Source organism: Luteibacter mycovicinus, assembly GCF_000745235.1.
Taxonomy (GTDB): domain Bacteria; phylum Pseudomonadota; class Gammaproteobacteria; order Xanthomonadales; family Rhodanobacteraceae; genus Luteibacter; species Luteibacter mycovicinus.
On the sequence record NZ_JQNL01000001.1, the window covers coordinates 236,206 to 251,758 of the forward strand.

Below are 15,553 nucleotides of genomic sequence, written 5' to 3' on the forward strand. Positions count from 1 at the left end.
TTCTGGACGTCCTTCGAGGTAAACCCATCTTGATCATGCCGCAGTCAACCCACACGCCTCACCCGATCGCCATGTCGATCGGTGCGTGTTGCTGTTGTCGCCTCGCCTGATCCTGTAGCGCCCCTGCGCGCTTCCGCCTGACCGGCGGACCCACCCCCTCCGATCGCCCCCACTGTGCCACGCGCGGCCTGCCGCCGCGTTGACGTGTCGCCGTCCGTAAAATCCAGGAATTCATTCATGAGGCATGCCCTGCCCGCGCGCTTGTCGCTGTCCGTCGTCATCGCAGCCAGTCTTTACGTTCCCGTTTCCGAAGCGCAGGAAGACGCCGCCAGGCTGCAGACCGTGGTCGTGACCGGTACCCGCTCGGTCAACCGGAGCCAGAGCAGTTCGCTCTCGCCGATCGACGTGGTGTCGGCGCAGGACTTGCAATCCTTCGGCGATACGCAGCTCGGCGCGGTGCTGTCGCGCCTCGCTCCGTCATTCAACTTCCCGCGTGCGCCGGGCAACGACGGCTCCGGCATCGTGCGCCCCGCGGCGCTGCGCGGTCTCTCACCCGACGAGACCCTGGTGCTCGTCAACGGCAAGCGCTGGCACACGAGCGCATTGCTCAATCTGCAGGGTGCGCTCGGTCGTGGCTCGGCACCGGCCGACCTCAACTCGATACCGATCTCGGCGATCGATCACATCGAAGTACTGCGTGACGGTGCGTCCGCTCAGTACGGATCGGACGCCATCGCTGGCGTCATCAACATCGTGCTGAAGGGCGCCGCGGGCGACGGCACCAACGAAGCGAGCATCACCGCGGGACGATCGAGCGCCGGCGACGGCAGACAGTGGCAAGGTGAGGCAAGCCTTGGCGTGCCGCTGGGCGGTGACAAAGGCTTCGCTCGCCTGAGCGTCGTGCAGGGGCACGCGGACGCCACGAATCGTGGCGGCCGCGACTATCGCGATCCTTCTTCGCCTGTTTACGGCCATCAGACGCAGCGCATCGGCGAGCCGGACATCAGCACCCATCAGGCGCTGCTCAACGTGCAGTACGCGCTGGCGTCGGACATCGACTTCTATGCTTTCGCCAGTACCAGCAGCCGCGAAGGTACCTCGCCTGCCCTGTTCCGCACCTACGACAGCGCACGCAACGTACGCTCCATCTACCCCAACGGCTACCTCCCGCTCAACGATGTCCGCTCGATCGACAGCGCCGTCGTCGCCGGCGTGCGCGGCACCACCGCGAGTGGATGGCGCTGGGATATCAGCGGCAACTACGGACGCGACCGCGTCAGTATCGACCCGATCCACACGCTCAACGTCGACCTCGGTGCCGCGAGCCCCACCCGCTTCAACGCAGGTCGCCTGATTGCCACTCAGAAAGCCTTCGACGTCGACATCGCCCGCGACCTCGACGTGAGCTGGCTCAATAATCCCGTGACACTCGCCTTCGGGCTCGAGTACCTGCACCAGCAATATGAGATCGAGGCTGGCGACCCGGCGTCGTACTTTGGCACGGGCTCGCAAGGCTTCCCCGGCTTCCAGCCCGCCGATGCGGGACAGCACAGCCGCCACGACGTGGCCGAATACGTCAGCCTGGAGAATCAGATTACCGACAAGCTGAGCGGTTCGCTGGCGATCCGGCACGAGGATTACAGCGACTTCGGCAATACCACATCGGGAACGCTGTCCGCGCGATACGACTTCACGGACAGCTTCGCGCTGCGCGGCACGGCGGCGACCGGCTTCCGCGCGCCATCGCTTCCTCAGCAGTACTACACCACCACGTCGACCAATGTGATCGGCGGTGTGCCGACGCAGATCCGAAACTTCGCGGTGAGCGACCCGGTGGCGCGCGCGCTGGGCGCCGAGCCACTGAAGCCGGAGAAGTCGCATAACTACACGCTGGGTGCCGTGTATGCGCCGGGGACCTGGACGCTGTCACTCGACCTGTACCAGATCACCATCGGTAACCGTATCGTGCCGTCGGAGAACCTCGTCGGCGACCCGGTGCAGGCATACCTGGAGGGACAAGGTTTCGCCAACATCCAGGGCGGGAGCTACTTCACCAATGCCCTGAAGACGCGCACCCGGGGCATCGACCTGAGCAGCGGCTATCGCATCGACTTCGGCAACGCGGGCAAGCTGCAGCTCACGGCGGCTTACAACCGCAACCACACTTCGATCCTGTCCGTGGCGCCGAATCCCGCGTCGCTGGCCGAGAGCGGGCTGGAACTGGTGCGCGTCGGGCACATCGCGCAGGGCTACATCACCAACGGCGCGCCACGCGACAAGATCGCCCTTGGCGCCGACTACGCGCTGGGTAAATGGAGCGTCCACAGCGCGCTCACCCGCTACGGCCAGTTCGCCGTCAACCAGGATCCGGTGAGCAACCCCGGATTCGACCAGGTATTTCCGGCGCGCTGGCTGCTCGATCTCTCCACGAGCTACGCGACGCATGGATGGACCTTCACCGCAGGCGTCGACAACCTTACCAACGTCTACCCGCGGAAATACAAGAGCGGCAGCGATGGTGCCGTGGGAGGCACCTGGCCTTATCCCGATTACTCGCCGTTCGGCTACAGCGGACGGTATCTGTACACGCGTGTCGCCTATCGCTGGTGACCGTTTTCCGGGGCTACAGAGGCTTTCAGACCACTCAGGGGATGCTAGAACGTGCAATCCAGAATCATGATGCGCCGGCACTTGCTGGCGGCGGCCCTGATCGCGGCGATCGGTAACCATGGGGCATGGGCGCAGTCAACCACCGGTGCCATTTCAGGCCAGGTGAACGACGCGCAAGGTGCGACGGTCGTCGTACAGGGCGGCAATGGATTGACCCGCGAAGTCGGTGTCGACGCGAAGGGACGGTACAGCGCGAGCCAGCTGCCGCTGGGCACTTACTCGGTGACACTGCGGCGCAACGGCGCCGATGTGGAAACGCGCAAGGACATCGGCCTTCGCGTGGGCGCGTCGACGGATGTCTCGTTCGGTGCGGCGACCTCCGACCTCGAAGGCGTCAAGGTCGACGCCTCGCGGCTTCCGGACATCGACGTGACCGCCGTGGATTCGCGCACGGTGATCAACGCCGATCAGCTCTCGAAGCTTCCGCTGGCTCGCAACGCCGACGAAATCGCCCGGCTCGCTCCCGGCGTGATCTCCAATGCCGGCGGTTATACCGGGCCGACGGGCGCGTCGTTGAACAGCTTCGGTGGCTCCGCCGCCAGCGAGAACGCGTACTACATCAACGGCTATAACGTGACCGATCCACAGCGCGGACTCGGTGGTATCTCCCTGCCCTACGGAGCGATCGATCAGCAGGAAGTCTACACGGGCGGTTACAGCGCCCAGTACGGACGTTCCGACGGCGGTGTCATCAACCAGGTGGGAAAGCGCGGTACCAACGAGTGGCATTTCGGCGGACAGGTGCTCTGGGAACCGGCGTTTGCGCGTTCGGAAACGGCGAACACCTATTACACCAACGGCCTGCCTTCCTCGCCCGTCGCCGGCAGCCTTTACCAGCCCGGACGGCAGGACCGCGACTGGATCACCACGGTCAGCAGCTACGTCGGCGGCCCGCTGATCAAGGACAAGCTGTTCTTCTTCCTCGCAGGTGAGTTCACGCGCGAGCAAGGCTCGACACATAACGCCGTGGATAGCACGAAACCCGATGTACAGTACCGCTACGGCTCGCCAAGCTGGTACGGCAAGATCGACTGGAACATCACGGACAATCACATCCTCGAGTTCACCAGTGCCTCCAGCAAGCGGGAGACGCAGGGCACCATCTACGATTACGACTACTCAGCACTGAGCCGTGGTCAGCGCATTGGCGCCGACGACAACATCAAGACCGGTGGTGACGTGTGGTCCGGCAAATACACCGGTTACATCACCGACAACCTGACCGTCTCCGCGCTCTACGGCAAGATGAAGCTCAACCAGTACGACCAGCCGGGCTCATACGACGAAAGCCTGACCTACGCGAGCGGACTGATCAACCAGAACCCGGCGCTCAACGGCGGCTCGCCGATCGGCAACAACCAGACGCTCGCGACGCTCACGAACCCGGGCCGAGGTACACGCAGCACCAACACACGGTTCGACATCACGTATGTGCTGGGGGATCACACCCTGAGCGCCGGTATCGACAACCAGGTAACGAAAGCTCTCGATCAGGGGTCCGAGGCCTCGGGCCCTGGCTATTACTGGACTTACGGCCAGGCCGATCCCGATACGCCGATCTCCACCGGTCTCGGTGTGCCGGCCACGGGCGGCGTCGTCAACGGCCAGGGCGGCTACTACGTCGTACGCCACGTCGTGAGTTCGCTCGCGAGCGTGCGCGCCGACCAGAGGGCCCAGTACGTCGAGGACAAGTGGCAGGTGAACGATCGGTGGTTGCTGTCGCTGGGCCTGCGTAACGACCAGTTCGAGAACTACAACCGCGACGGCGATGCCTATGTCACGCAGCATCGTCCTCAGTGGGCACCGCGTCTGGGCTTCAGCTGGGACGTGAACGGCGATTCCAGTTTCAAGGTGTACGGCAACGCGGGGCGCTACTACCTCGGCCTGCCGCTGAACCCCGGCCTCAACGCCGCTGGCGCATCGCTCAGTACCTCGCAGTACTTTACCTATGGCGGTATCGATGCGCAGGGCCTGCCGACCGGGCTGACCTCGTTCTCGCAGCCGGTATCGTCGAACAACTACTACGGCGTGCTGCCCGATCCACGCACCGTGACCGCCAGCAACCTCAAGTCCGAGTATCAGGACGAGTTCATTCTCGGCTTTACCAGGACGCTGGGGCACGACTGGGTCTACGGGGCGAAGCTTACGCAGCGGATTCTGCGCAGCGCCATCGACGATTACTGCGATACCGATCGCATCGTCGCCAAGGCGGCGGAACTGGGTTACGACGTGACCACCACGAACAGCTGCTACCTGTTCAATCCGGGCCGGGCCAATACGTTCAATGTGAGCGACGCCTCCGGCCGGCTCGTCAGCGTACCGCTGAGCAACAACGAGCTGGGCTTTCAGGGACTGAAGCGTCGCTACTACTCGCTCGAAGGCTTCCTCGAGCATCCGTTCGACGGTCGCTGGTACGGCAAGGTCGACTACGTGTTCTCGCGCAGCTACGGCAACACCGAGGGGCAGCTCCGTTCCGATCTCCAGCAGACGGCGGCGTCCACCAGCGAGGACTGGGACAACAGCTACATCATGGAAAACACCAACGGCCCGACGAACAACGACCACACGCATCAGCTGAAATGGTATGGCTATTACCAGCTGACCCCCGAATGGCTCGTATCGGCCAACCTGAGCCTCACCTCAGGATCGCCGAAAATCTGCCTGGGCTATTACGGCCCCGACGATACGGATCCGGGCAAGTACGGCGGGTCATACCACTACTGCGCCGGCGTCGCGTCACCGCCCGGCAAGCAGGGTCGCTTGCCGTGGGTCCGCCAGCTCGATCTGGGAACGACCTACAAGCCGGCGTTCGGCGAAGGCAAGCTTGCCTTTACCGCCAGCGTGTTCAACGCTTTCAACGAGCAGCGGCCGCTGAACAGGTATCCGTACTCGCAGACGGACCCTGGCGTGGCCGATCCACAGTACGGTCAGGCGGTCGTCAGGCAGGTGCCGCGTTATGTGCGCCTCAGCGTGAGCTACGACTACTAGCAGCAAAGGGCGCCATGCAGGATCGCGCCTGCTCGCGAAACCCGGTCCACACGGTTTCGCGCGCAGGCACGGTCCTACACCACGACGTTCCGGGCCGGGTCGGTCACCAGCGCGAGTGCATCCCGCAAATCGACGGCGCCGACCGGCTTGACGAGGTGATGGTTGAAGCCGGCTTCGGCGGTAGCCGCCTTATCGTTGGCCTGACCCCAGCCCGTCTGGGCAATGATCGGAAGGTGCTTCAGCAAGGCATCCTGACGGAATGCGCGGCAGACGTCGTAGCCGCTCATCGTCGGCATGCCGACGTCCAGCAGGACCACGTCGGGCTGAAACGCGTGCGCCGCGTCGAGGGCCAGCCGTGCATCCAGCACCACATGGTGTTCGTGGCCCATCTCCTGAAGCAACCAGCCGATCGTCTCGGCGACATCCACGTTGTCGTCGATGACGAGGACCTTGAGGCGCTCGTCGTTCGCGCCCCGGTCGTCCGACGACAAGACGCGGTCAGCCGGCTGCTCGAGCGGCAGAAGCGGCAGGCGAACGGTGAAGCGACTGCCCTGGTTCTCGCCTTCGCTACTGACCGAGATCGATCCCTCGTGCATGCCGACCAGCTGCTTCACCAGCGCAAGGCCGATACCGAGCCCGCCCTGTGAACGGGTCAGGTGCTCACCGACCTGTGTGAAGAGCTCGAAGATATTCGCCTGCATGGCCGGAGGGATGCCCATGCCGTTGTCGGACACCACGATCACCGCCTCGTCACCCTCACGGGTGGCATCCACGGCGAGCGAGCCGCCGGTCGGCGTGTACTTGGCCGCATTGTTCAGCAGGTTGCCGACGATCTGGGTCAGTCGCGTCTTGTCGCCGTCGATCCACATGGGGGTATCGGCGACGTCGACCCGCAGGGCGTGCTTGCCCCCATCCACGAAGGGCTGACTTGCCTCGAGCGCGGCCTCGACAATGTCGGCGATCCGCACTTTCGTCCGCTGCAGCGCGATCTTCCCCTGGCTCACGCGGGATACGTCGAGCAGGTCGTCGACCAGCCGTACGAGATGCACCAGCTGCCGATCCATCACGCCGTGAATCTGTTCGGTGCGCTCCCGCGCGGGATGCCCACGAAGCACGTCGAGTCCCATGCGCAAGGGGGTCAGCGGATTGCGCAGCTCGTGCGCCAGGATCGCCAGGAACTGATCCTTGTAGCGGTCCGAACGCGTCAGGGTCTCGGCATAGGCTTCGAGCCGGTCGCGCTGGTCGGCGATCTGCTGCTTCTGACGGTAGAGGTCGAAGAACACGTTGGCCTTGCTGCGCAGGATGTCCCACTCGATCGGCTTCTGGATGAAATCGACCGCACCGGCCTCGTATCCACGAAACTTTCTCTGGTTGTCCGCCGTGCTCGCCGTCAGGAAGATGATCGGCACATGCCGAGTGCGATCGTTGCCGCGCATCAGCTCGGCAAGCTCGAAACCATCCATGCCGGGCATCTGCACGTCGAGCAGGCCCAGCGCCACGTCGTGAACCAGCAAAAGCTCGAGCGCCTCCTCGCCGGAGCGCGCCTTCAGCAGGACGAGGTTTTCGCGCCGGAGCAGCGCTTCCAGCGAGAGGAGATTGTCCTCGAGGTCGTCGACGAGCAGGAAATAAACCGGGCTCATAGCGGTACTTGTGTCTTTAAGCATCGTCGGAAGTCTTCTGGTAAATCCTCTCGCCCTGCACGAAATCCTGGAACGCGGCGGCCTGACTGGAGAAGCGGATGCTCTCCTTGGACCCGAGCCCCAGGAATCCCCTGCGAATGAGGGAGTCGTTGAATAACTTCAGCGTACGATCCTGAAGCGTGTTGTCGAAATAGATGAGCACGTTGCGGCACGAGATGAGGTGCATCTCCCCGAAGACCGCATCGGTGACCAGACTGTGGTCCGAGAACACCACGCGTTCGCGCAGGCTGCGATCAAACGTCGCCTTGCCGTATCCGGTCGTGTAGTAGTCGGAGAGCGAGGACCGGCCGCCCGATTGCTGGTGGTTCTCGGTAAACCCGCGAATCCGGTCCAGGTTGTAGACGCCGGCCGACGCGGCCTCCAGGGCACCCGGATTGATATCGGTCGCATAGAACATCGTGCGCTGCTCGAGCCCTTCTTCCCGGAACAGGATGGCCAGCGAGTAGAGTTCTTCACCGCTGCTGCAGCCGGCGACCCAGACTTTCAGCGAGGGATAGGTACGCAGGTGCGGCACGACATGCTCCCGCAGCGCGCGGAAGTACGACGGATCGCGGAACATCTCGCTGACCTGGACGGTGAGGTAGCTGATCACCTGCGGCACGACCGAGGGGTCGTGAAGCAGGCCTTCCAGCATCGCGGAATAAGTGCGATAGCCCAGCCTTTCGCGCAGCTGCTTCAGGCGCCGCTTGACCGACGCCTTGGAGTAACCGCGAAAATCGTAGTGAAAGCGCTGGTACAGCGCCTCCAGCAGAAGGTCGATCTCGATCGCCTCGACGCGATCGGTCATTTCCACGGGCGAAATCATCGCGCCAGCCACACGCGGACCAGAGACAGCAGCTTGTCGACGTCGAGCGGTTTGGCCATGTAGTCGCTGGCCCCCGCCGCCAGGCAGGTTTCCTGATCGTCCGGCATCGCCTTGGCGGTCAGGGTGATGATCGGCAGCTTCTTCCAGCGGAAGTCGCTACGGATATGACGCGTCGCGGTCAGGCCATCCATGACCGGCATCATCACGTCCATCAGCACGAGGTCCATCGGCTGTCCGTCGACATCCGCCGCCTTGTTCAGCGCCTCGATCGCCTCCTTGCCGTTGCGTGCGACCGTGAGGACGCATCCGCGCGGCTCGAGGATATTGATCAGCGCGTAGACGTTACGCACGTCGTCCTCGACGACCAGAATGCGGCGGCCTTCCAGCACGGCGTCGCGGTGCTGGGCTTCCTGGATCATGCGCTGGTGCTCGGCCGGCAGATCGGTCACGACCTGGTGCAGGAACAGCGACACCTCGTCGAGCAGACGCTCGGGCGATTTGGCGCCCTTGATGATGATCGAGCGGGAATAGACGCGCAGGCGCGACTCTTCTTCCGCCGTGAGGTCGCGCCCGGTATAGACGATGACCGGCGGGAAGGCGTAGATGCCTTCGGCGCTGAGCGTTTCCAGCAAGGCCAGACCCGACGCGTCCGGCAGGGAGAGGTCGAGCACCATGCAGTCGAAGGTCTGGCTCTTGAGCAGCTCCAGGCATTCGGCCGCCGTGCCCGCGTCCACGGTTTCGACGTCCGCCGTCGAAAGCAGACTGCGGATGGCGTCGCGCTGCACGTCGTCGTCCTCGACCACGAGGACACGTCGCACGTCGCGAGACAGACGGGCGTCCAGCTTGTCCAGGACTTCGACCAGCTGGGGGCGGCGCACCGGCTTGATCAGGTAGCCGATGGCGCCCATCGACAACGCCGCGTGCGAATGGTCCTCCGCGGACACGACATGGATCGGAATATGGCGCGTGCGCACGTCGCGCTTGAGGATATCGAGCACGGAGAGGCCCGACTGATCCGGCAGGCCGACGTCCAGCACGATGGCATGCGGCAGGAACTTCCTCGCCAGCGCCAGCGCTTCCTGCGCGCTGGTAGCCACCAGGCCGCGGAAGTTCATCTCGCGAACCAGATCCAGCACGATCCTCGCGAAGGCCTCGTCGTCTTCGATGACCAGGATGACGCGGCGGTTATCGGCCTCGTCTTCGCGATCGTCGGGGATGCGCGGAACGATGGCCGGCGCGGGAGCGGGGGTTTCGACACGAGGCGGCGGCGCATGACCCTGGCCCGACGCGGCGATGCGAGGACGCGCCGGTGACGCGCTGCTGGCGGCGGCGTCGACACCGGCATCGGCGATGCTGAGTGGCAGGGTCAGGATGAATGTGCTGCCCTGCCCGACTTCGCTCTCCACGGTGATGCCGCCGCCCAGAAGCCGCGAAAGCTCGACCGAGATCGACAGGCCGAGGCCCGTGCCGCCGTATTTGCGGCTGATGGTGCCATCGGCCTGCTGGAACGCATCGAAGATACGCCGCTGCTGCTCGATGGGGATGCCGATACCGGTGTCGCTGACCGTGAAGACGACATCCCCCTGCGTACCTGCCGATACGTCGACGCGTACGCCGCCCTCTTCCGTGAACTTGAACGCATTGGACAACAGGTTGCGCAGGATCTGCTCCAGGCGCTGACGATCCGTATCCAGCACAGCCGGACAACCCGGCGACATCGTCACTTCGAAGGACAACCCCTTCTGTTCGGCGATCGGCTGGAAACCCGGAATGAGGCCATTGACCATCCGGTCGACCGCGAACGGCTCCGGCTGGATGGCGATATGGCCCGCCTCGATCTTCGACAGGTCGAGGATGTCGTTGATCAGCGTGAGCAGGTCGTTGCCCGAGGAGTGGATGGTACGGGCGAACTTCACCTGCTCCTCGGTCAGATTGCCGCGCGGATTGTCCGCGAGCAGCTTGGACAGGATGAGGGCGGAGTTCAGCGGCGTCCGCAATTCGTGCGACATGTTGGCCAGGAAGTCCGACTTGTAGCGGCTGGCACGCTGGACTTCCTCCGCCTTGGCTTCGATCTGTTCGTTGGCGCGGTAGAGGTCGTCGCGCTGCACTTCGAGCTGGCTGGCTTGTTCTTCGAGGTGGGCGTTGGTCTGTTCGAGTTCCGCCTGCTGCTGTTCGAGCTCGTGCTGGGACTGCTTGAGGGCACGGCTCTGCTCTTCCAGCTCTTCGTTGGACGCGCGCAGCTCTTCGCTCTGGTGCTGCAGCGAATCCGACTGCCGCCGCGTTTCTTCGAGCAGGCGGCTCAACTCGGCACGGTAGGTCGCCGACCGCAGCGCAACGCCGATGTCCGAGGCCACCTCGTCGAGCAGCGTCAGCGCGTCATCGTCGATCGGACGGAAGAACCCGAGTTCCAGCACGCCGTTGACCTCACCGTCCACCAGGACGGGCAGCATCACGAGCTGGCGGGGCTTTTCCTTGCCCAGTGCCGAGCCGACGGAGAGATAACCGTCCGGCACGTCATTGACCACCAGCATGCGCTGTTCCGCCGCCGCCTGGCCGAGCAAGCCCTCGGTGGGCAGGAAACGCTCGACCGTGTCATGCCCTGGCGCAAGCCCGTACACACCGATCCGCTCGAAGAACGTCGCGGCATTGACGAACAATGCGCCGGCTTGCGCATTGAGGAAGCGGGCCAGGAAGGCGAGAACGTTCGCACCCAGTTCGTCGGTGCCCTGGTCACCGCGCATCACGCTGGCGAGTTCCAGCTGGCCGGCCTGCAGCCACTCACTGCGCTGACGCGCCCGCGAGGCATTACGGATCAGCACGCCCACGACCACCGTCAGCGCGACGCCGAGCAGCGCGCTGAGGATACCGCTGGTGAGCGCACTGCTGTACGCGGAGGTCATTTCTGCGACACGCTTGTCGCGCAGTGCCAGCTCTTCCGTCTGCATGGTGCCCAGCTGCGACCGGATGGCATCCATCGCGGCCTTGCCCCGGTCGCTGTTGACCACCGCCACGGCCGCATCGAAGCCCTGCGTCTGACGCAGCTCGATCGTGGTTTTCAGTTCCGCGAACTTGTCGCCCAGGCGGGCGCCGACTTCCTTCAGCCGCGCAAGCTGCGCCGGATTGTCCCTGAGGGCATCGCGCACGGTGTCGAGTCGGGCCGGTACGCCCGCGACAGCCGCGCGATAGGGCTCGAGGTAGCGATCGTTGCCGGTGAGCAGGAACCCACGCTGTCCGGTCTCCGCATCCTGCGCGCTGGAAAGGATCTCACTCAGCGCCGTGACGGTCTGCTGGGAGTGAATGACTTTCTCGTTGTTGTCGCGGATGCTCCGGATATTCTGCCAGGCAAGCAGACCCGTCACGAGGAAAAATACGATGACGACGATAAGTGCCAGCGATGTGCGCTGGTCCACCGCGCGTGAGCGCGATGCGCCGGAAACCTGAGAAGTCATACCGCCTGTCCAAAGCCGCCCTGTTAGCTGCCTAAGATATCATGACGGTCCCGACAGTCTCGCCCACCATGTGTTGCCAAAGCGCCGGTGTGCAAGCGATTCGAGAGGTCATTTTTCACACCCTCTTCACGACGATCCATCCGGAAGTCGTCATGGCCTTGGCATGTTACCCCGTCGAATCGCGGGCACCCGATCACCTGGCAGCGCTGTGCACTTCCGCGACGTAGCCGCCAGGGAACTGCAGCATCGCGGCGCGGCGATCCCTTTCCGCATGGATGTCGACCAGGACCTTTACGCCATTGTCGCGCGCACGTGCCAGCGTCGCGTCCAGATCGCCGACCTCGTAGCCCGTGGTTTCCGCGCCATAGGGCCAGTCGAGGTGCCCATCCGTCACCAGCACAGTCGCCTTGCCGTAGCCCGATTCGATACGGATACGACGGAACACGCCGCTCTTGCCGCCGATATCCGCCACCGGAGCGGCACGCTCGTCCGATACGACCTTGCCATGCGCGAAAGCGACGAACGCCTTGACGAAAACGTCAGCCGACTGCACCGGCAGATAGATGCGGTTCTCGGGCACGTGCGCCAGTGGGGCGTATTCGGATTTCTTCGTGTGCCAGTAGAGCTGCATGTTCACGCCGCCCGGCCACGTCACCACCGCGTCGCGACCGATGGGATCATCGAAGGGCGCCACCAGCGTAGCGGCGCCTGCATGATTGGCCGCCCTGACCGCCTCATCCAGATCGGTCACCAGATAACCCGTGCGCTCCAGCCCGAACGGATACGGCACCGGTGTGCGGAAGCCGAATACGGAGATCGCGCCCACGGGGCTCTTCACCAGCTGAGATGACGTCGACGATGGCGTCGGAGTGACCGTGACGACGGCTTGCGGCGTGGACTGACCGCCGAACGTCGCGGCAAAACTGCGCACGAACGCGTCGACGTCGCCGGGGGCCACATAGACGTGCGTCGTGTCATATTGCGGCCCGACCGAATAATCCTGCGTCGCGGCGAACGAGGCTGGAGCGACGAACAGGGCCATGGCGGCAAGAAGAACGTGTGATCGCATGATGGATTCCGGGGGCGAGTCGCAGAAGGCACGAAGACCTCATTCTGCGTCCTGCTCCACACACGATTCCAGCATCCCGCTATCGCACGAGGACGCCGTGCGATTGAATTCGCCAACGTCAGTCGAGGCCCGTTTTACCGGGGGACCAATACGCCTTAGACGTCATGCGCGCCCGAGACACACCCAGTGCCTTCAGCGCGCGGCTGGCGTGCTGTATCGATGTCGCCTTGCCCGTAAGAACAAAGCTGGCCGGTGTGGCGGCCAGCGCGGCGAAGCGGCGCTCTACGGCCGGGAAATGGGCGTCCTCCGGCAAACGCTCGTGAATTTCCACACCCTCGAGCGCCAGCCGGGCGATGACCTCACCGGCACGGGCTGCGTGACTGACCTCCAGGATGCCGTGCAGTTTCTGATGGGGGAACCGCTGGGCAACGGCATACACCAGACCCATCGAGGTTTCGTCACCGAATACCACGGGCTCGCCTTGCACACCGCTCAGATCGAGGGATGCACGAGGGCCGAAAACATCGCATGGCACACCTGGCATCACACCCCGAAGCCACTGGGCACCAGGCCCGTCTCCGTGCGCATAGCCCACAATCCTTGCTCTTCCCGATATCGCATTCCAGTCGACGGGCGTGAAGGTTCGGGCCGTGAACGCGGATCCCATGGCGACCTGCACTTTTTGCCCGGGTGCCCACGCCACGTCTCTGAAGGCGTCGCTCTGCAGCGAAATCAAATGGAATCCGCCCGCAAGGGTCTCGACCGCGGTCACCTGCGCCTGCTTCATGAACATGCGGATCAGCGTCTTCCCGAACCGGCCGGGCTGCCCCGTCATCGCACGAACACCGAATATTCGTTGCCCCGCCCTTCGCTCACCGGGATGGGCTGTGACAGGTAGCCGTGCGTCGGATCGCGCACATAGTCGAGGTAGTCGTTGCCGTGATCGAAGGCGTTCTCCGCCAGTATGACCGCCCCCGACGTGAGATGAGGTTCGAGCAGTTTGAGTATCGGCAGATAGAGGCTGAAGGCGCCATCGAGCAGCACCATGTCGATGGGGCCACCCACGTCCAACAGCGTCTCGCGCGCATCGCCGACCCTGATATCCACGAACTCCGCGAGTCCGGCGGATGCAAGATTCGCACGCGCTCGCTCGGCCTTGGCCGGCTCGATCTCACTGCCCACCAGCTGACCGCCACCCATATCGCGCAAGGCGGCGGCCAGATAAATGGCCGATACGCCCATCGATGTCCCGAATTCGACGATCCGGGTGGCTCGGCCGGCACGCGCACACTGATAGAGAAAGCGGCCGTATTCAGGCGCCACGTTGAGGAAGTTTTCCGCGTAACCATGGTAGACGCCGCGCAGGTCGTTTTGCTCCAGCGCGATCTGCTGCGCGAAGAACGCATCGTCGATCTCGACCTCCGCAAACCGCTCCATCAGAGGGCGATCCGCCAGCTCCGCTTCCGCGAAAAGACGTGCCAGCGTGTCAGCGACACGCCCCGTGCTCAAGGTTTCCATGCTGCCGGTTCTCCGGATAAGGGTGAGCTGCTGCCGGAGAGCCCGCCAGCCATCGACGGACAGCCTAGGCCGCGACGAGCTTGCTGCCATTGCGCAAGAACGCCAGAATGTTTGGAATTCCTGCCACCGCTACCCGGACCGGGTACAGGCCCATCGCATGCCGATCCTTACCGACTCGCCCACGCCCGGCGCCGAGAATGCCGAATGGATCGAACCCGATGACGTTCCCCGGCCCGCCATCACGTTCGGTGTCGTCGCCGAGAACCTGAGCCCGATCGAGACCGATTTTCATCGGCACCGGAAGGCGCAACTCATGATGCTGGTGCGCGGCATCGCCAGTTGCGAAGTCGAGAGCGGCCTCTGGACGGTGCCGCCCCAGCACGCCATCTGGGTACCCGGCGGCGTGCTGCACAACATCACGATCGCCGGCCGACTCGAAGGCTATACGCTCTTCATCGATCCGGCGGTGACGGCGAACATGCCGGCCGAATGCTGCTCCATCACGGTCTCCCCGCTGCTACGCGAGCTCATGATCCGCTCGGCGAGCTTCCCCCTGCTCTATCCCGAGGGCGGGATCGAATCGCACGTCGTAACGCTGCTGCTGGACGAAATCGCGGCGATGCCGACAGGCAACCTCCACCTGCCTATGCCCACGGACGCCCGCCTGCGCAAAATCGCCACCATGATCATGGCCGCGCCCGCCGACCGCGGCACGATGCATAGCTGGGCCGCTCGCGTCGGACTCAGCGAACGAACCATGGCCCGCATCCTTCCCCGGGAAACCGGCATGAGCTTTGGCCGCTGGCGCCAGCAGATCCACCTGATGCTGGCCGTCAGGTGGCTTGGCACGGGATCGACCGTTCAGAGCGTCGCGGAGCGGCTGGGCTATGAAAGCGCCGGTAGTTTCGTGACCATGTTCCGCAAGGCGCTGGGAACGTCCCCGGGGCGATACATGGCTGAGCGCCGGTAACGTTTTGAAACAAGTTTCGCCGCTTCCGACACATACGCAACGCACCCGGTGACTAACCTGCTCCCGACGACGAGGCATACCGCCACGTCCCGAGGAGCCGATATGCGATACCTCTACGTAACCGCCTGCCTGATGATTGTCCCGACCTTCGCCATCGCTTCGCCCCAGGAAGCCGGCGGTCGCGCGCAGCAGGCCATGTCCCAGCTGACACAGCGTTTCAACCAGGCGGACAAGGACCGCGATGGCAAGTTGACCCGTGACGAGGCGAAAGCGGGTATGCCGCGCATCGCCGAGCACTTCGACGACATCGACAGCGAGCATCGCGGTTACATCACGCTGGAGCAGTTTCAGTCGGCCATCCGCTCCCGCATGGGCAGCTGAAAA

General features: G+C 64.1%; 10 protein-coding genes. 4 read left to right on the top strand and 6 right to left on the bottom strand.

The annotated features are described in order from the left end of the window. Nucleotides 1-237 precede the first annotated feature (237 nt). Both FA85_RS01045 and FA85_RS01050 read left to right on the top strand, forming a co-directional pair. Nucleotides 238-2,610: a TonB-dependent receptor gene (locus FA85_RS01045; RefSeq protein WP_036112847.1), complete on the top strand. Its 2,373-nt coding sequence runs from the start codon at nt 238-240 to the stop codon at nt 2,608-2,610. Between the two features lie 66 nt (nt 2,611-2,676). Continuing rightward, nucleotides 2,677-5,658: a TonB-dependent receptor gene (locus tag FA85_RS01050; RefSeq protein WP_036112845.1), complete on the top strand. Its 2,982-nt coding sequence runs from the start codon at nt 2,677-2,679 to the stop codon at nt 5,656-5,658. Nucleotides 5,659-5,732: 74 nt separating this feature from the next. Here the strand turns inward: FA85_RS01050 and FA85_RS01055 are convergent, their stop codons facing one another. The 6 genes from FA85_RS01055 to FA85_RS01080 form a co-directional block, all read right to left on the bottom strand. Continuing rightward, nucleotides 5,733-7,298, bottom strand: coding sequence for a response regulator (locus FA85_RS01055; protein ID WP_036112844.1), 1,566 nt, complete (start codon nt 7,296-7,298; stop codon nt 5,733-5,735). A 16-nt stretch (nt 7,299-7,314) separates the two neighbouring features. Continuing rightward, nucleotides 7,315-8,145, bottom strand: a complete 831-nt coding sequence (locus FA85_RS01060) for a CheR family methyltransferase (RefSeq protein ID WP_036117510.1) — start codon at nt 8,143-8,145, stop codon at nt 7,315-7,317. 14 nt (nt 8,146-8,159) lie between these two features. Continuing rightward, complete coding sequence (locus FA85_RS01065) at nt 8,160-11,612, bottom strand: response regulator (RefSeq protein ID WP_051943605.1); 3,453 nt, start codon at nt 11,610-11,612, stop codon at nt 8,160-8,162. Between the two features lie 193 nt (nt 11,613-11,805). Then, nucleotides 11,806-12,681, bottom strand: a complete 876-nt coding sequence (locus tag FA85_RS01070) for a hypothetical protein (RefSeq protein WP_036112837.1) — start codon at nt 12,679-12,681, stop codon at nt 11,806-11,808. A 118-nt stretch (nt 12,682-12,799) separates the two neighbouring features. After that, nucleotides 12,800-13,516, bottom strand: a complete 717-nt coding sequence (locus FA85_RS01075) for a siderophore-interacting protein (RefSeq protein WP_036112834.1) — start codon at nt 13,514-13,516, stop codon at nt 12,800-12,802. Further along, complete coding sequence (locus tag FA85_RS01080; RefSeq protein WP_036112831.1) at nt 13,513-14,199, bottom strand: O-methyltransferase; 687 nt, start codon at nt 14,197-14,199, stop codon at nt 13,513-13,515. Before FA85_RS01080 ends, FA85_RS01075 begins: the two co-directional genes overlap by 4 nt. Here FA85_RS01080 and FA85_RS01085 point away from each other — a divergent pair. Together FA85_RS01085 and FA85_RS01090 are read left to right on the top strand one after the other, a co-directional pair. After that, entirely contained in the window at nt 14,183-15,169 is a 987-nt protein-coding gene (locus tag FA85_RS01085; RefSeq protein WP_239739787.1) for an AraC family transcriptional regulator, read from the top strand. The genes FA85_RS01080 and FA85_RS01085 overlap by 17 nt on opposite strands. Before the next feature lie 102 nt (nt 15,170-15,271). Then, the gene (locus FA85_RS01090; protein WP_036112826.1) at nt 15,272-15,550 is read left to right on the top strand and encodes a hypothetical protein; all 279 of its coding nucleotides are present in this window, start codon (nt 15,272-15,274) and stop codon (nt 15,548-15,550) included. Nucleotides 15,551-15,553 lie beyond the last annotated feature (3 nt).